We start from the raw sequence: 17,998 nt of genomic DNA, 5'->3' as shown, positions 1-17,998 counted from the left end.
AGCACCGTTGGACTGAAGCCGTCCTGACCTGGCCCTCACCGGCCGATTCGGGAAGCTTCTGCCTCCGTGCCAGCTTGGGACCGGTACGCGCGTAGTGAGTCCGAGCCCTCGGAAGGACCCCCTCTTGGCCGCCTCGCGCACTGCCTCGACCGCGAATACGAACAACGGCGCCAGCACCGCCCCGCTGCGCATTTCCTTTGCAAAGATCAAGGAGCCCCTCGAGGTTCCGAACCTTCTTGCGCTGCAGACCGAAAGCTTCGACTGGCTGCTCGGCAACGACGCGTGGAAGGCTCGTGTCGAGGCGGCTCTGGAAAGCGGACAGGACGTCCCCAGGAAGTCCGGCCTGGAGGAGATCTTCGAGGAGATCTCCCCGATCGAGGACTTCTCAGGGTCGATGTCCCTGACGTTCCGCGACCACCGTTTCGAGCCGCCGAAGAACTCGATCGACGAGTGCAAGGAGCGCGACTTCACGTACGGCGCCCCGCTCTTCGTCACCGCCGAGTTCACCAACAACGAGACCGGCGAGATCAAGTCCCAGACGGTCTTCATGGGCGACTTCCCGCTCATGACCAACAAGGGCACCTTCGTCATCAACGGCACCGAGCGTGTCGTTGTGTCGCAGCTCGTCCGCTCGCCGGGCGTCTACTTCGACTCCTCGATCGACAAGACGTCCGACAAGGACATCTTCTCGACCAAGGTCATCCCGTCCCGGGGTGCCTGGCTCGAGATGGAGATCGACAAGCGCGACATGGTCGGTGTCCGCATCGACCGCAAGCGCAAGCAGTCCGTCACCGTTCTCCTGAAGGCTCTCGGTTGGACGACCGAGCAGATCCTCGAGGAGTTCGGCGAGTACGAGTCCATGCGCGCCACCCTGGAGAAGGACCACACCCAGGGCCAGGACGACGCGCTCCTCGACATCTACCGCAAGCTGCGTCCGGGCGAGCCGCCGACCCGTGAGGCCGCGCAGACGCTGCTCGAGAACCTCTACTTCAACCCGAAGCGCTACGACCTCGCGAAGGTCGGCCGCTACAAGGTCAACAAGAAGCTGGGCGGCGAAGCCCCGCTGGACGCCGGCGTCCTGACCGTCGAGGACATCATCTCGTCGATCAAGTACCTGGTGAAGCTGCACGCCGGTGAGACCGAGACCGTTGGCGACAGCGGTGTCTCGATCGTCGTCGAGACCGACGACATCGACCACTTCGGCAACCGTCGTCTGCGTAACGTCGGCGAGCTCATCCAGAACCAGGTCCGCACGGGTCTGGCTCGTATGGAGCGCGTCGTCCGCGAGCGCATGACGACTCAGGACGTCGAGGCGATCACGCCGCAGACCCTGATCAACATCCGGCCGGTCGTCGCCTCCATCAAGGAGTTCTTCGGCACCAGCCAGCTGTCGCAGTTCATGGACCAGAACAACCCGCTGTCGGGTCTCACCCACAAGCGCCGCCTGTCGGCTCTTGGCCCGGGTGGTCTCTCCCGTGAGCGGGCCGGCTTCGAGGTCCGTGACGTGCACCCGTCTCACTACGGCCGCATGTGCCCGATCGAGACGCCTGAAGGCCCGAACATCGGCCTGATCGGTTCGCTGGCGTCCTACGGTCGCGTCAACGCGTTCGGCTTCGTCGAGACGCCGTACCGCAAGGTCGTCGAGGGCGTCGTCACCGACGACGTCGACTACCTGACCGCGGACGAGGAAGACCGCTTCGTGATCGCCCAGGCCAACGCCGGCCTCGGCGAGGACATGCGGTTCACCGAGAACCGCGTCCTGGTCCGCCGCCGTGGCGGCGAGATCGACTACATCCCGGGCGACGACGTCGACTACATGGACGTCTCGCCGCGCCAGATGGTGTCGGTCGCGACCGCGATGATCCCGTTCCTCGAGCACGACGACGCCAACCGTGCCCTCATGGGCGCGAACATGATGCGTCAGGCCGTTCCGCTCATCAAGTCCGAGGCGCCGCTCGTCGGCACGGGCATGGAGTACCGCTGCGCCACTGACGCGGGCGACGTGCTCAAGGCGGAGAAGGACGGTGTGGTCCAGGAGGTTTCCGCGGACTACATCACCACCGCCAACGACGACGGCACGTACACCACGTACCGCCTCGCGAAGTTCTCGCGCTCCAACCAGGGCACCTCCGTCAACCAGAAGGTTGTCGTGGACGAGGGCGCCCGCGTGATCGAGGGCCAGGTCCTGGCCGACGGTCCCGCGACCGAGAACGGCGAGATGGCGCTCGGCAAGAACCTGCTCGTGGCGTTCATGCCGTGGGAGGGTCACAACTACGAGGACGCGATCATCCTGTCGCAGCGCCTCGTGCAGGACGACGTCCTCTCCTCGATCCACATCGAGGAGCACGAGGTCGACGCCCGTGACACCAAGCTCGGCCCGGAGGAGATCACCCGGGACATCCCGAACGTCTCCGAAGAGGTCCTCGCCGACCTCGACGAGCGCGGCATCATCCGTATCGGTGCCGAGGTCGTCGCCGGCGACATCCTCGTCGGCAAGGTCACGCCCAAGGGGGAGACCGAGCTGACGCCCGAGGAGCGCCTGCTCCGCGCGATCTTCGGTGAGAAGGCGCGCGAGGTGCGCGACACCTCGCTGAAGGTGCCGCACGGTGAGATCGGCAAGGTCATCGGCGTCCGCGTCTTCGACCGTGAAGAGGGCGACGAGCTGCCGCCGGGCGTGAACCAGCTGGTTCGTGTCTACGTGGCGCAGAAGCGCAAGATCACGGACGGTGACAAGCTCGCCGGCCGCCACGGCAACAAGGGTGTTATCTCGAAGATCCTTCCGATCGAGGACATGCCGTTCCTCGAGGACGGAACTCCGGTCGACATCATCCTCAACCCGCTGGGTGTCCCGTCCCGAATGAACCCGGGACAGGTCCTGGAGATCCACCTCGGCTGGCTCGCCAGCCGCGGCTGGGACGTCTCCGGCCTGGCCGACGACTGGGCCCAGCGTCTGCAGGCCATCGGCGCCGACCAGGTCGCCCCCGGCACCAACGTCGCGACCCCGGTCTTCGACGGTGCCCGTGAGGACGAGATCTCCGGTCTCTTCGAGGCCACGATCCCGAACCGCGACGGGGACCGCCTGGTCCAGCCGTCCGGCAAGGCCAACCTGTTCGACGGCCGCTCCGGTGAGCCGTTCCCGGACCCGGTCTCGATCGGGTACATGTACATCCTCAAGCTGCACCACCTGGTCGACGACAAGCTCCACGCCCGTTCGACCGGTCCGTACTCCATGATCACCCAGCAGCCGCTGGGTGGTAAGGCTCAGTTCGGTGGTCAGCGATTCGGCGAGATGGAGGTGTGGGCGCTTGAGGCTTACGGTGCCGCGTACGCCCTCCAGGAGCTCCTGACGATCAAGTCCGACGACGTGACCGGCCGCGTGAAGGTATACGAGGCCATCGTCAAGGGCGAAAACATTCCCGAGCCGGGCATTCCCGAGTCCTTCAAGGTGCTCATCAAGGAAATGCAGTCGCTCTGCCTCAACGTGGAGGTGCTGTCCTCGGACGGCATGTCCATCGAGATGCGCGACACCGACGAGGACGTCTTCCGCGCGGCGGAGGAGCTCGGTATCGACCTGTCCCGGCGCGAGCCGAGCAGCGTCGAAGAGGTCTGACGGGCCTGGTCGGGGGCTCCCACAAGGAGCCCCCGGCCATCCCCGGGACCGTTCAGACCATGATGAAGCGCCTTATTTCTCGCTAACGCGAGGGGCACAACCCCGAAAGAGGGATTGACGCACAGTGCTCGACGTCAACTTCTTCGACGAGCTGCGGATCGGCCTTGCCACCGCGGACGACATCCGGACCTGGTCGCACGGCGAGGTCAAGAAGCCCGAGACCATCAACTACCGCACCCTCAAGCCCGAGAAGGACGGACTCTTCTGCGAGAAGATCTTCGGTCCGACCCGGGACTGGGAGTGCTACTGCGGTAAGTACAAGCGTGTCCGCTTCAAGGGCATCATCTGCGAGCGCTGCGGCGTCGAGGTCACTCGCGCCAAGGTGCGTCGTGAGCGGATGGGTCACATTGAGCTGGCCGCGCCTGTCACGCACATCTGGTACTTCAAGGGCGTTCCGTCGCGCCTCGGCTACCTGCTTGATCTCGCCCCGAAGGACCTCGAGAAGGTCATCTACTTCGCGGCGTACATGATCACGTTCGTGGACGAGGAGCGCCGCACCCGCGACCTGCCCTCCCTCGAGGCGCACGTCCAGGTGGAGCGTCAGCAGATCGAGAACCGTCGCGACTCCGACCTGGAGGCCCGCGCCAAGAAGCTCGAGACCGACCTGGCCGAGCTCGAGGCCGAGGGTGCCAAGGCCGACGTGCGCCGCAAGGTGCGCGAAGGCGCGGAGCGCGAGATGAAGCAGCTGCGCGACCGTGCGCAGCGCGAGATCGACCGTCTCGACGAGGTCTGGGCCCGCTTCAAGAACCTCAAGGTCCAGGACCTCGAGGGCGACGAGCTCCTCTACCGCGAGCTGCGTGACCGTTTCGGCACGTACTTCGACGGCTGCATGGGTGCTGCCGCACTGCAGAAGCGCCTGGAGTCCTTCGACCTCGACGAGGAGGCCGAGCGCCTCCGCGAGATCATCCGCACCGGCAAGGGCCAGAAGAAGACCCGTGCGCTCAAGCGCCTGAAGGTCGTCTCCGCGTTCCTGCAGACGGCCAACAAGCCCAAGGGCATGGTCCTCGACTGCGTCCCGGTCATCCCGCCGGACCTGCGTCCGATGGTGCAGCTGGACGGTGGCCGCTTCGCGACCTCCGACCTGAACGACCTGTACCGCCGCGTGATCAACCGCAACAACCGCCTGAAGCGACTCCTTGACCTCGGTGCCCCCGAGATCATCGTGAACAACGAGAAGCGCATGCTTCAGGAGGCCGTCGACGCGCTCTTCGACAACGGCCGTCGTGGTCGCCCGGTCACGGGCCCCGGCAACCGTCCGCTGAAGTCGCTGTCCGACATGCTCAAGGGCAAGCAGGGTCGTTTCCGTCAGAACCTGCTCGGTAAGCGAGTCGACTACTCGGCGCGTTCCGTCATCGTCGTCGGCCCGCAGCTGAAGCTGCACCAGTGTGGTCTCCCGAAGGCCATGGCACTGGAGCTCTTCAAGCCGTTCGTGATGAAGCGCCTGGTCGACCTGAACCACGCGCAGAACATCAAGAGCGCCAAGCGCATGGTCGAGCGCGGCCGCACGGTCGTGTACGACGTCCTGGAAGAGGTCATCGCCGAGCACCCGGTTCTGCTGAACCGTGCGCCGACGCTGCACCGCCTCGGCATCCAGGCCTTCGAGCCGCAGCTGGTCGAGGGCAAGGCCATCCAGATCCACCCGCTCGTCTGCACCGCGTTCAACGCGGACTTCGACGGTGACCAGATGGCCGTGCACCTTCCGCTCTCCGCGGAGGCGCAGGCCGAGGCCCGCATCCTGATGCTGTCCTCGAACAACATCCTCAAGCCCGCCGACGGCCGTCCGGTGACGATGCCGACCCAGGACATGGTCCTCGGTCTGTTCTTCCTCACCACCGACGGTGAGCTCCGTGACGTCAAGGGCGAGGGCCGTGCATTCGGCTCCACCGCCGAGGCGGTCATGGCGTTCGACGCCGGCGAGCTCGCGCTCCAGTCGTCCGTCGACATCCGCTTCCCGGTGGGCACCATCCCGCCGCGTGGCTGGACCCCGCCGGCCGTCGAGGAAGGCGAGCCGGAGTACCAGTCGGGCGACAGCTTCCGGCTGCGTACGACCCTGGGCCGCGCGCTCTTCAACGAGCTGCTGCCCGAGGACTACCCGTTCGTCGACTACTCGGTGGGCAAGAAGCAGCTCTCCGAGATCGTCAACGACCTGGCCGAGCGCTACCCCAAGGTCATCGTGGCGGCGACGCTCGACAACCTGAAGGCGGCCGGCTTCTTCTGGGCGACCCGTTCCGGTGTCACCGTGGCCATCTCCGACGTCGTGGTCCCCGCGGCCAAGAAGGAGATCGTCGCGGGCTACGAGGCGCAGGACGAGAAGGTCCAGAAGCAGTACGAGCGCGGTCTGATCACCAAGGATGAGCGCACGCAGGAGCTCATCGCGATCTGGACCAAGGCGACCAACGAGGTTGCCGAGGCGATGAACGCGAACTTCCCCAAGACGAACCCCATCTTCATGATGGTTGACTCGGGTGCCCGAGGAAACATGATGCAGATGCGTCAGATCGCCGGTATGCGTGGTCTGGTGTCGAACGCGAAGAACGAGACCATCCCGCGTCCGATCAAGGCGTCCTTCCGTGAGGGCCTCACCGTTCTGGAGTACTTCATCTCCACGCACGGTGCCCGTAAGGGTCTGGCGGACACCGCCCTGCGTACCGCCGACTCGGGTTACCTGACCCGTCGTCTGGTGGACGTCTCGCAGGACGTGATCATCCGCGAGGAGGACTGCGGTACCGAGCGCGGCCTCAAGCTGCAGATCGGTGAGCGCGGCGAGGACGGCGTCCTTCGTAAGACGGACGACGTCGAGACCAGCGTCTACGCCCGCATGCTCGCCGAGGACGTCGTCATCGACGGCAAGGTGATCGCGCCGGCCAACGTCGACCTGGGCGACGTGCTCATCGACCAGCTGATCCAGCACGGTGTCGAGCAGGTCAAGACCCGCTCGATTCTCACCTGCGAGTCCACGGTCGGCACCTGTGCCTTCTGCTACGGACGCTCGCTGGCCACCGGCAAGCTGGTCGACATCGGTGAGGCGGTCGGCATCATCGCCGCCCAGTCCATCGGTGAGCCCGGTACCCAGCTGACGATGCGTACCTTCCACACCGGTGGTGTGGCCGGTGACGACATCACCCAGGGTCTGCCCCGTGTCGTCGAGCTCTTCGAGGCTCGTACGCCCAAGGGTGTCGCCCCGATCTCGGAGGCGAAGGGCCGCGTCCGTATCGAGGAGACCGAGAAGACCAAGAAGCTCGTCGTCACCCCGGACGACGGCAGCGACGAGACGGCGTTCCCGATCTCGAAGCGTGCCCGTCTCCTGGTCGGCGAGGGCGACGCGGTCGAGGTGGGCCAGAAGCTCACCGTCGGTGCCACCAACCCGCATGACGTGCTGCGGATCCTCGGTCAGCGTGCGGTCCAGGTCCACCTGGTCGGCGAAGTCCAGAAGGTCTACAACTCGCAGGGTGTGTCGATCCACGACAAGCACATCGAGATCATCATCCGGCAGATGCTGCGCCGCGTGACGATCATCGAGTCCGGCGACGCGGAGCTGCTGCCGGGCGAGCTCGTCGAGCGCTCGAAGTTCGAGACCGAGAACCGTCGTGTGGTCACCGAGGGCGGTCACCCCGCCTCCGGCCGTCCGCAGCTGATGGGTATCACCAAGGCCTCGCTGGCGACGGAATCCTGGCTGTCGGCCGCCTCCTTCCAGGAGACGACCCGAGTCCTGACGGATGCGGCGATCAACGCCAAGTCCGACAGCCTCATCGGCCTCAAGGAGAACGTCATCATCGGTAAGCTCATCCCGGCCGGTACGGGTCTGTCCCGCTACCGCAACATCCGGGTCGAGCCGACCGAAGAGGCCAAGGCCGCGATGTACTCGGCCGTCGGTTACGACGACATCGACTACTCGCCGTTCGGCACGGGCTCCGGCCAGGCCGTTCCGCTGGAGGACTACGACTACGGTCCGTACAACCAGTAAGGCGTACGTCTGACGAAGGGCGCCCACTCCGTTTCTACGGGGTGGGCGCCCTTCGTCGTTTCCAGGAGCAGCAGGCCGCGGTCAGCGGATGGGCTGGAGGCAGGGAGTCGGGGGCATCGCGGGGTTCGGCCCGGCGGCCGCGTAGGGCGGGCCCGTAGGGAGCCCAGGGCGCCTGCTGGGGGACGTATGGCGTGCCGGACGTGGGCGGCCGCGTACGGGTGCCCCGGCACCGCTCCCTGCCCCGTGAACAGGACGTGCGACGACGGCGCGTGCTGGTGCAGGAGCTCGATGCGGGGCGCGAAACTCAGCTCACGGCCGAGTGCGAGGAGCCCCCAGCGGTCCGCGCTCTCGAGGCGGGCCAGGAAGGGCACACGGTCGTCGAGACCTCCGTCACCCGGTAGATGCGCCCCGTCATGTGCCCCCGATCGTTGCAGCGAGCGATCAAGCTACTGAAACCGAGTGGTGCACGAACACGGAGTGGCCAGGATGGGGCCACGAACGGATGGTTCGGGGGTGTGACACGTCCGGCGTGTCGCGGTGGACTGCATTTGTTTTGACCGAACCCGATGAGGTAGGTACGCTCAGACCTTGTGCCTGGGGTGTGCCTGGGCTCTCGTGCGTGTCGTCAGCCGCTGCGGGAGTCCGAGAAGGGCCACCGTAATCTGCGCCCTTCCCGCTTGGCGGCGGGAGTTCACAGTATTCGACACACCCGACCGCGTGGGTCGGGAGATGTTCCAGGTTAGTTTTACTATTCGGCACACAGAAACCGGAGAAGTAGTGCCTACGATCCAGCAGCTGGTCCGGAAGGGCCGGCAGGACAAGGTCGAGAAGAACAAGACGCCCGCACTCGAGGGTTCGCCCCAGCGTCGCGGCGTCTGCACGCGTGTCTTCACGACCACCCCGAAGAAGCCGAACTCGGCCCTCCGTAAGGTCGCGCGTGTGCGTCTGACCAGCGGCATCGAGGTCACGGCCTACATTCCGGGTGAGGGACACAACCTGCAGGAGCACTCCATCGTGCTCGTGCGTGGCGGCCGTGTGAAGGACCTGCCTGGTGTTCGTTACAAGATCATCCGCGGTTCCCTCGACACCCAGGGTGTCAAGAACCGCAAGCAGGCCCGCAGCCGCTACGGCGCCAAGAAGGAGAAGTAAGAATGCCTCGTAAGGGCCCCGCCCCGAAGCGCCCGGTCATCATCGACCCGGTCTACGGTTCTCCTCTGGTGACCTCCCTCATCAACAAGGTGCTGCTGAACGGCAAGCGCTCCACCGCCGAGCGCATCGTGTACGGCGCCATGGAGGGCCTGCGCGAGAAGACCGGCAACGACCCGGTCATCACGCTCAAGCGCGCGCTCGAGAACATCAAGCCGACCCTTGAGGTCAAGTCCCGCCGCGTCGGTGGCGCCACGTACCAGGTGCCGATCGAGGTCAAGCCCGGTCGCGCCAGCACGCTGGCCCTGCGCTGGCTGGTCGGCTACTCCCGCGCCCGTCGCGAGAAGACGATGACCGAGCGTCTCCTCAACGAGCTCCTCGACGCCTCCAACGGCCTTGGTGCCGCTGTGAAGAAGCGCGAGGACACCCACAAGATGGCCGAGTCCAACAAGGCCTTCGCGCACTACCGCTGGTAGTCGCTACCCACATCGAGACCGAGAGAAGACTGAGCCGAGATGGCTACCACTTCACTTGACCTGGCCCATGTGCGCAACATCGGCATCATGGCCCACATCGACGCGGGCAAGACGACGACCACCGAGCGGATCCTGTTCTACACCGGTGTTTCGTACAAGATCGGTGAGGTCCACGACGGCGCCGCGACCATGGACTGGATGGAGCAGGAGCAGGAGCGTGGCATCACGATCACGTCTGCTGCCACCACCTGTCACTGGCCGCTGAACGATGTCGACCACACCATCAACATCATCGACACCCCGGGCCACGTGGACTTCACCGTCGAGGTGGAGCGTTCGCTCCGCGTCCTCGACGGTGCCGTGACGGTGTTCGACGGCGTTGCCGGCGTTGAGCCCCAGTCCGAGACTGTCTGGCGTCAGGCGGACCGCTACGGCGTGCCGCGTATCTGCTTCGTCAACAAGCTCGACCGTACGGGTGCTGAGTTCCACCGCTGCGTTGACATGATCGTCAACCGCCTCGGTGCCACCCCGCTGGTCATGCAGCTGCCCATCGGCGCCGAGATGGACTTCCAGGGTGTTGTCGACCTCGTCACGATGAAGGCGTTCGTCTGGTCGGCCGAGGCCGCCAAGGGCGAGGCGTACGACATCGTCGACATCCCGGCCACGCACACCGAGGCTGCCGAGGAATGGCGCGGCAAGCTGCTCGAGGCCGTCGCGGAGAACGACGAAGAGATGATGGAGCTGTACCTCGAGGGCACTGAGCCCTCGGTGGACCAGCTGTACGCGGCGGTCCGTCGCATCACCATCGCCTCCGGCAAGGGCGGCGACACCACCGTCACCCCCGTGTTCTGCGGCACCGCGTTCAAGAACAAGGGCGTTCAGCCCCTGCTCGACGCCGTCGTGCGCTACCTGCCTTCTCCCCTGGACGTCGAGGCCATCGAGGGCCACGACGTCAAGGACGCGGAGAAGGTCGTCAAGCGCAAGCCGTCCGACGAGGAGCCCCTCTCGGCGCTGGCGTTCAAGATCATGAGCGACCCGCACCTCGGCAAGCTCACCTTCGTCCGGGTTTACTCGGGCCGCCTGGAGTCCGGCACCGCCGTGCTGAACTCCGTCAAGGGCAAGAAGGAGCGCATCGGCAAGATCTACCGTATGCACGCGAACAAGCGTGAGGAGATCGAGTCGGTGGGCGCCGGTGACATCGTCGCCGTCATGGGTCTGAAGCAGACCACCACGGGTGAGACGCTCTGTGACGACAAGCAGCCGGTGATCCTGGAGTCCATGGACTTCCCGGCGCCGGTCATCCAGGTCGCCATCGAGCCGAAGTCCAAGGGCGACCAGGAGAAGCTGGGTGTCGCCATCCAGCGCCTCTCGGAGGAGGACCCCTCCTTCCAGGTCCACTCGGACGAGGAGACCGGCCAGACCATCATCGGTGGTATGGGCGAGCTTCACCTCGAGGTGCTCGTCGACCGCATGAAGCGCGAGTTCCGCGTCGAGGCGAACGTCGGCAAGCCGCAGGTCGCTTACCGCGAGACGATCCGTCAGGCCGTCGAGCGTCACGACTACACCCACAAGAAGCAGACCGGTGGTACCGGTCAGTTCGCCAAGGTGCAGATCGCGATCGAGCCGATCGACAGCGGCGACGCCACGTACGAGTTCGTGAACAAGGTCACCGGTGGCCGCATCCCCCGGGAGTACATCCCGTCGGTGGACGCGGGTGCGCAGGAGGCCATGCAGTTCGGCATCCTGGCCGGCTACGAGATGACTGGCGTCCGCGTCATCCTTCTCGACGGTGGCTACCACGAGGTCGACTCCTCCGAGCTCGCCTTCAAGATCGCCGGTTCGCAGGCGTTCAAGGAGGCCGCGCGCAAGGCCAAGCCCGTGCTGCTCGAGCCGATGATGGCCGTTGAGGTCACCACGCCCGAGGACTACATGGGTGACGTCATCGGCGACATCAACTCCCGCCGTGGCCAGATCCAGGCCATGGAGGAGCGCAGTGGCGCCCGTGTCGTGAAGGGCCTCGTGCCCCTCTCGGAGATGTTCGGCTACGTCGGAGACCTCCGCAGCAAGACGTCGGGTCGCGCAAGCTACTCGATGCAGTTCGACTCCTACGCCGAGGTTCCGCGGAACGTCGCCGAGGAGATCATCGCGAAGGCCAAGGGCGAGTAACTCACCCGAGTTCACGCTTTAGGCTTGACTCCGGAGCTCTGGGGCATTCCGGCCTCTTCAGGCCGGGTGCCCCGGGCACCGGGTATCCCAGCAAAGATCACCTGGCGCCGATGAAGCAAGGCGTACAGAACCACTCCGCAGGAGGACCCAGTGGCGAAGGCAAAGTTCGAGCGGACTAAGCCGCACGTCAACATCGGCACCATCGGTCACATCGACCACGGTAAGACGACCCTCACGGCCGCCATTACCAAGGTGCTGCACGACGCGTACCCGGACCTGAACGAGGCCTCGGCCTTCGACCAGATCGACAAGGCTCCCGAGGAGCGCCAGCGCGGTATCACGATCTCGATCGCGCACGTCGAGTACCAGACGGAGACGCGTCACTACGCGCACGTCGACTGCCCCGGTCACGCTGACTACATCAAGAACATGATCACGGGTGCCGCGCAGATGGACGGTGCCATCCTCGTGGTCGCCGCCACCGACGGCCCGATGCCGCAGACCAAGGAGCACGTGCTCCTGGCCCGCCAGGTCGGCGTTCCGTACATCGTCGTCGCCCTGAACAAGGCCGACATGGTGGACGACGAGGAGATCCTGGAGCTCGTCGAGCTCGAGGTCCGTGAGCTCCTCTCCGAGTACGAGTTCCCGGGCGACGACCTGCCGGTCGTCAAGGTCTCGGCGCTCAAGGCGCTCGAGGGCGACAAGGAGTGGGGTCAGTCGATCCTGAACCTCATGGCCGCCGTCGACGAGTCGATCCCGCAGCCCGAGCGTGACGTCGACAAGCCGTTCCTGATGCCGATCGAGGACGTCTTCACGATCACCGGTCGTGGCACCGTCGTCACCGGCCGCATCGAGCGTGGTGTCCTCAAGGTCAACGAGACCGTTGACATCGTGGGCATCAAGCAGGAGAAGACCACCACCACGGTCACCGGCATCGAGATGTTCCGCAAGCTGCTCGACGAGGGCCAGGCCGGTGAGAACGTCGGTCTGCTCCTCCGTGGCATCAAGCGCGAGGACGTCGAGCGCGGCCAGGTCATCATCAAGCCCGGTTCGGTCACGCCGCACACCGAGTTCGAGGCCCAGGCCTACATCCTGTCGAAGGACGAGGGTGGCCGTCACACCCCCTTCTTCAACAACTACCGCCCGCAGTTCTACTTCCGCACGACGGACGTGACCGGCGTTGTGACCCTCCCCGAGGGCACCGAGATGGTCATGCCGGGCGACAACACTGAGATGACCGTTACGCTCATCCAGCCCGTTGCCATGGAAGAGGGCCTGAAGTTCGCCATCCGTGAGGGTGGCCGGACCGTGGGCGCCGGCCAGGTCATCAAGATCGTCAAGTAATTTCCTTGACGGTTTGACCTGGTAGCTCCAGCGAGCACCAGAAGGGGCCCGTACGACTTCGGTCGTACGGGCCCCTTTCGCATGCGTTCTTCTTTCTTGGGGCTCAGATCTTGCGGGCGGTCCCGGTGCCGGTGGAGCTGTCCGGGCGCCACAGCCATGGCCGGGCTGCGGGGGAGAGGCCTGCGGCCACGGGGCCGCGCGGGGTGGCGCGCAGGGCGGGTCCGTCGAGGGTGACCAGGTCACGCGCGGCCCGCTGGGTCCGGCCGCGGTACAGCACCTGGAGCGTGCCGCCGGTGTCCCGGCCCAGGAGGTACGGCCCGTCGGCGGTCACAGGGCCGTAGCCCGGAAAGTCGACCGGGGGCCCGGCCGTCGCCGTCAGCGCCGACGAGGCGGGGGCCCGGTAGTAGAGCCGGCCGCCCGCTGCGGCCACGGCGTCGGCAGGCACCGGCAGCCCGGCGAGCGGCGCGGGCCCCTCCGGAGTCCAGTGGTGCACTGTGTCGCGGCCCGGCCCGTACACATGCACGCCGCCGTCCTCGCCGACGACCGCGGTCAGGCCGTCCTGTACGGGCCCGCCGCCGAGGCCGCGCCACGGGGACCAGCGCCCGTCGAGGCCGCGTACGCGCGTACTGATGCCCTGGGAGGCGTCCCTGACGAAGAGGTGGACCTGCCCGTCGGGTGCGGTGACGGCGACGGGGACGCCGATGCGGCGTCCGCGCACGGGGTCGGCCTCCGGGTTGCCGAGTCCGGTCCAGACGCCGAACTCCCCACCGGCGGCCCGCTGTTCGAGGGCGACGATCTCGCGCAGGTCGGAGCCGCCGCGCCCTTCGAGGGCCGCGAGCCGCAGGCCGAACAGCAGCTGACGTCCGTCGCTGAGGGTCGTGGAGCCGAGGGCCGGCGCGAGCGGGCCGCCGCCCAGGTCCGTGGGCCGGCCGAAGACCCCTTGTGGGGTCTCGCGCCAGCGGACGGCCCGCATGCCGAGCACGCCGTAGCCGGTCAGCTTGCCGTCCGGTTCCTGGGCGAGGGCGATCCGTGGGCCCGGGTAGCGGTAGTGCGTCGAGCGGACCCAGCCCTTGCGGTTGGTGAGGGGGCGGTCCCCGCCGACGTTGTAGTCGCCGCAGCCCGAGGGGTTGCCGCACTGCCAGTCCGGGGCCGCGCCGTACGGCATCAGGCGCTCGGCCTTGGCGTGCAGCACGGCCTCGGGGAGGTTGTCGGGCCAGTGGTGGTTGTAGTAGCCGCGGAAGGCGGTGGCCGCGAACGGGGGCGGCCCGTCGGCCGCGGTCTGCGACCAGCGGATCAGCGCCGCCCAGGTGAACGCGGCCACGGCCGTGTGGTCGGCGTGGTCGGAGAAACCGGGCTGCTCGCTGTCATGTATCCGCGTACGCAGATCGCTGTGCTGGATGTCGGGGTCCGGGTCGAGCGTGTGCACGAGGGTGGGCCGGTAGCGCTCGAAGAGGGTCACGAGCACGTCGACGAGGCCGTCGTAGTCGTACATCCGCGCCCGGCGCACTGGTGACCCGTCGACGACGACCGTACGCAGCGGCAGTCCGCGCTCCCGCCACAGCGCCGGGGCGCCCATGTGGCCCGCGGGGGTGTGCATCGCGAGGTCGAGGAAGACCAGCTCGACGCGGCGGCCCCGGTGCTCCAGGGTGTTCACCTCGGCCTGGTGCCCGCCCGCGAGCGTGGCGACCTCGGTGCGCCAGCCGCTGAAGACCGGCAGGCCGAGCTGGGTGGCGTAGGACTGGCGGAGCCCCTGGTGACGGGCGGAGGCGTACGCGGACTTGTCGGCCGGGGGGTGCGGGCGGCCGGGGATCTTGTTGACGCCGTCGGCCTCGCCCGCGGTGACGTACACGCAGACCAGCGGGATGCCGGCGGCGACGGCCTGGCTGGTGTCCGGGTTCATGAAGTACAGGTCGTCGTCGGGGTGAGCGAGGACCTGGAGCAGCAGGGCGTGATCGCCCTCGGCGACGGGGCGGCCGGAGGCGGGGGAGGGAGCGGTGGTGCGGGCCGGGGGCGCGGTCGTGGCCGTGTGGCCCACGAGGGCGGCCGCGGTGGCGACGGCGACGGCGGCGCCTCCGATGAGCACGGCCCGGCGCCCGTGAACGCCGGGCGCCGCAGGGAAGCCCTCACCCTCGTCGGCTATTCGCCCGCCGTGCTCCGCGTTCTGATCACGTTTGTCCTGCTCACGTCCACGTCGCACGTGCCGTCCTCCGTCCGCCGTACGCAGCGGTCGGAATGTGCGCTGCTTCTCGGTGCTTCAGCCGAGAAGAGGCTCGTCAGTGGGGGCAGGTTCCATGCAAGGACATGTTCTGTTCACTCGAACCGGCGTTCTTCGCGGGGAGAGAGTTTCGCGTCTCAGCTGCAGACGCCCCACCGCACCGCCGCCGCGACCCCGAGCAACAGAGCGGGCGCGACCCACACCCACCCGATGACCCGCCGCACGGACGGCAGCAGCCAGAGCGCTGCCACCGATCCGGCGGCCGCAATGGTGACGGCACACGACAGGACGATGCCCGACTGCGCTTCGTCGTCCCAACTCCCGTACGGCCGGATGGACATGGCGGTCCAGCAGAAGTACGCGCCGATGAGAGTGAGCACGCCGAACGGCAGGGCCAGTACCCCCCGCAGGCAGCCGCGGTCGTCGTCCGGGCGTCCGAGGTCTGTCATCGGTGCGGATGCCCTCCGATCTCCTGCCGGGAGATGCCGGCGACCGTCCGGCACGAAGACGCCGCCCCGCAACACCCACCCCCGGTTTGACCTTCGTCACTCCGGGGGTACTCTCTACGGCTCGATTGGCCAGGCATGGTCGGCCTGTGGCAGACTGTCGGGGTTGCTCGGTTGAGTGCCGATGCTGCGCGCCTCCCGCCGGGAGGACCGGAAGCGAGTCCCACAGTACTCGTCGCCCCATCTGCCAGAAGGTCGAAAGATCCGCAGGCAGCGCTAGGGCGGACGTACGGGAATCTTTCGGGAAGTGCAGTGAGGTCGTTCAGCCAGGCGCCCGGTGGGTTTCTTCCCCCGGCTTCGCGGTCCCAGGGCTGCAGCTCCCGAGCAGGGAAATCCGTATGGATATTTCTGTCAGTGAGACTGCGACACGCCCGACCGCGTGGGTCGGAGGAGGACGGAATAGGACCCGCCAGGTTCCAGAGCGTTTCGAGAGACAGGACTACTAGTAGCCATGGCGGGACAGAAGATCCGCATCCGGCTCAAGGCCTACGACCACGAGGTCATCGACAGCTCGGCGAAGAAGATCGTCGAGACGGTGACCCGCACTGGTGCGTCGGTCGCAGGCCCGGTGCCGCTGCCCACTGAGAAGAACGTGTACTGCGTCATCAAGTCGCCGCACAAGTACAAGGACTCTCGCGAGCACTTCGAGATGCGCACGCACAAGCGCCTGATCGACATTCTCGACCCGACGCCCAAGACCGTTGACTCGTTGATGCGCCTGGACCTTCCGGCCGGCGTTGACATCGAGATCAAGCTCTGAGAGGCGCGGAAGAGATGGCTAAGCAGATCAAGGGCATCCTGGGCGAGAAGCTCGGCATGACCCAGGTCTGGGACGACAACAACCGTGTCGTCCCGGTCACCGTGGTCAAGGCCGGTCCGAATGTCGTGACCCAGGTCCGTACGAACGACACTGACGGCTACGAGTCGGTCCAGATCGCCTTCGGCGAGATCGACCCGCGCAAGGTGAACAAGCCCCTCAAGGGCCACTTCGCCAAGGCCGATGTAACCCCGCGCCGCCACCTGGTGGAGCTCCGTACCCCCGGCGCCAGCGAGTACACGCTGGGCCAGGAGATCACGGCCGAGGTCTTCGAGGCCGGCGTCAAGGTTGACGTCACCGCGAAGAGCAAGGGCAAGGGCTTCGCCGGTGTCATGAAGCGCCACAACTTCAAGGGTGGCAAGGCGTCCCACGGTGCCCACCGTGTGCACCGCATGCCCGGTTCCATCGGTGGCTGTGCCACTCCCGGCCGTGTCTTCAAGGGCATGCGCATGGCGGGTCGCATGGGCAACGAGCGGGTCACCACCCAGAACCTGACCGTTCACGCCGTTGACGCGGAGAAGGGTCTGCTCCTCATCAAGGGCGCAGTCCCGGGTCCGAACGGTGGCCTCGTCCTGGTCCGTACCGCGGCCAAGGGGGTTTGAGGAACCGATGAGCACCATTGACATCCTTTCGCCGGCAGGCGACAAGGCCGGGACGGTCGAGCTCCCCGCGGAGATCTTCGACGTAGAGAAGATCAGCATCCCGCTTCTCCACCAGGTCGTCGTCGCACAGCTGGCCGCTGCCCGTCAGGGCACGCACAAGACCAAGCGTCGCGGCGAGGTCCGCGGTGGTGGGCGCAAGCCTTACCGCCAGAAGGGCACCGGCCGCGCGCGCCAGGGTTCGACCCGTGCGCCGCAGTTCGCCGGCGGTGGCGTCGTCCACGGCCCGCAGCCGCGTGACTACTCGCAGCGGACCCCGAAGAAGATGAAGGCCGCGGCCCTGCGCCACGCCCTCACCGACCGGGCCCGCAACGCTCGCATCCACGTCGTCACCGGCGTGGTCGACGGCGGAGTCTCCACCAAGGCCGCCAAGTCGCTGCTCGCCAAGATCTCGGAGCGCAAGAACCTGCTCCTCGTGATCGACCGTGCCGACGAGGCCGCGCTGCTCTCCGCTCGCAACCTGCCCCAGGTCCACATCCTGGAGCCGGGCCAGCTGAACACGTACGACGTTCTCGTCTCGGACGACGTGGTCTTCACTCAGGCCGCCTTCGAGTCCTTCGTGTCCGGCCCGCAGGCCACTGACACCGAAGGGAGCGAAGCCTGATGGCTACGCGTCACCCGAGCATCGCCCCCAAGGCGGCCAAGGCCGCCAAGGCCGCGCGCATCGCCAAGGCGAAGCGCCACGAGGCCGAGGGCAAGAACACCGTTGAGACGCCGCTGAGCAAGAGCTTCACGGATCCCCGTGACGTCCTCCTCAAGCCGGTCGTCTCCGAGAAGAGCTACGCGCTCCTCGATGAGGGCAAGTACACCTTCATCGTTGACCCGCGTGCCAACAAGACCCAGATCAAGCAGGCCGTCCAGGCGGTCTTCTCGGTCAAGGTCACCGGAGTCAACACGATCAACCGTCAGGGCAAGCGCAAGCGCACCAAGACGGGCTTCGGCAAGCGTGCCGACAGCAAGCGCGCGATCGTGACCCTCGCTGAGGGCGACCGTATCGACATCTTCGGCCAGGCCTCCTAACGGAGCGCCTTGGTC

General features: G+C 66.8%; 13 protein-coding genes. 11 read left to right on the top strand and 2 right to left on the bottom strand.

Features of this window, described 5'->3' with window-relative positions:
- Positions 1-124: 124 nt before the first annotated feature.
- The 7 genes from rpoB to tuf all read left to right on the top strand — a co-directional run bounded on the left by rpoB (position 125) and on the right by tuf (position 12,766).
- Entirely contained in the window at positions 125-3,610 is a 3,486-nt protein-coding gene (gene rpoB / locus ACWFR4_RS39050) for a DNA-directed RNA polymerase subunit beta (RefSeq protein WP_453466859.1), read from the top strand.
- 124 nt (positions 3,611-3,734) lie between these two features.
- On the top strand, positions 3,735-7,634 hold the full coding sequence (locus ACWFR4_RS39045) for a DNA-directed RNA polymerase subunit beta' (RefSeq protein WP_453466861.1): 3,900 nt from the start codon (positions 3,735-3,737) through the stop codon (positions 7,632-7,634).
- A gap of 191 nt (positions 7,635-7,825) precedes the next feature.
- The gene (locus ACWFR4_RS39040) at positions 7,826-8,035 is read left to right on the top strand and encodes a hypothetical protein (RefSeq protein WP_453466863.1); all 210 of its coding nucleotides are present in this window, start codon (positions 7,826-7,828) and stop codon (positions 8,033-8,035) included.
- A 376-nt stretch (positions 8,036-8,411) separates the two neighbouring features.
- Positions 8,412-8,783, top strand: coding sequence for a 30S ribosomal protein S12 (rpsL, locus tag ACWFR4_RS39035; RefSeq protein ID WP_003948652.1), 372 nt, complete (start codon positions 8,412-8,414; stop codon positions 8,781-8,783).
- A 2-nt stretch (positions 8,784-8,785) separates the two neighbouring features.
- Positions 8,786-9,256 (top strand): 30S ribosomal protein S7, encoded by a 471-nt coding sequence (rpsG, locus tag ACWFR4_RS39030; protein WP_081218873.1) that lies wholly within the window; start codon positions 8,786-8,788, stop codon positions 9,254-9,256.
- 39 nt (positions 9,257-9,295) lie between these two features.
- Positions 9,296-11,422, top strand: a complete 2,127-nt coding sequence (gene fusA, locus ACWFR4_RS39025) for an elongation factor G (RefSeq protein ID WP_453466865.1) — start codon at positions 9,296-9,298, stop codon at positions 11,420-11,422.
- A gap of 150 nt (positions 11,423-11,572) precedes the next feature.
- Positions 11,573-12,766: an elongation factor Tu gene (gene tuf, locus ACWFR4_RS39020; protein WP_366122482.1), complete on the top strand. Its 1,194-nt coding sequence runs from the start codon at positions 11,573-11,575 to the stop codon at positions 12,764-12,766.
- A 103-nt stretch (positions 12,767-12,869) separates the two neighbouring features.
- On the opposite strand, the gene ACWFR4_RS39015 is transcribed toward tuf, so the two are convergent.
- Both ACWFR4_RS39015 and ACWFR4_RS39010 read right to left on the bottom strand, forming a co-directional pair.
- A complete protein-coding gene (locus tag ACWFR4_RS39015; RefSeq protein ID WP_453656433.1) occupies positions 12,870-14,963 on the bottom strand; it encodes a PIG-L family deacetylase in 2,094 nt (697 codons plus the stop codon).
- Positions 14,964-15,118: 155 nt separating this feature from the next.
- Positions 15,119-15,430 (bottom strand): hypothetical protein, encoded by a 312-nt coding sequence (locus tag ACWFR4_RS39010; protein WP_453656432.1) that lies wholly within the window; start codon positions 15,428-15,430, stop codon positions 15,119-15,121.
- A 508-nt stretch (positions 15,431-15,938) separates the two neighbouring features.
- On the opposite strand from ACWFR4_RS39010, the gene rpsJ reads away from it, so the two are divergent.
- Genes rpsJ through rplW form a run of 4 tightly spaced genes read left to right on the top strand, consistent with a single transcriptional unit; the run spans position 15,939 to position 17,983 of the window.
- Positions 15,939-16,247 carry a 30S ribosomal protein S10 gene (gene rpsJ / locus ACWFR4_RS39005; RefSeq protein WP_003948644.1) on the top strand — a complete coding sequence of 103 codons (309 nt, stop codon included), beginning with the start codon at positions 15,939-15,941 and terminating at the stop codon, positions 16,245-16,247.
- Between the two features lie 14 nt (positions 16,248-16,261).
- Entirely contained in the window at positions 16,262-16,906 is a 645-nt protein-coding gene (gene rplC / locus ACWFR4_RS39000) for a 50S ribosomal protein L3 (protein ID WP_100594886.1), read from the top strand.
- 7 nt (positions 16,907-16,913) lie between these two features.
- Positions 16,914-17,567: a 50S ribosomal protein L4 gene (gene rplD / locus ACWFR4_RS38995; protein WP_100594885.1), complete on the top strand. Its 654-nt coding sequence runs from the start codon at positions 16,914-16,916 to the stop codon at positions 17,565-17,567.
- A complete protein-coding gene (gene rplW, locus ACWFR4_RS38990) occupies positions 17,567-17,983 on the top strand; it encodes a 50S ribosomal protein L23 (protein ID WP_100594884.1) in 417 nt (138 codons plus the stop codon). Before rplD ends, rplW begins: the two co-directional genes overlap by 1 nt.
- Positions 17,984-17,998 lie beyond the last annotated feature (15 nt).

Source organism: Streptomyces sp. NPDC055140 (assembly GCF_053607285.1).
This window is presented reverse-complemented; position numbering and strand designations above follow the sequence as displayed.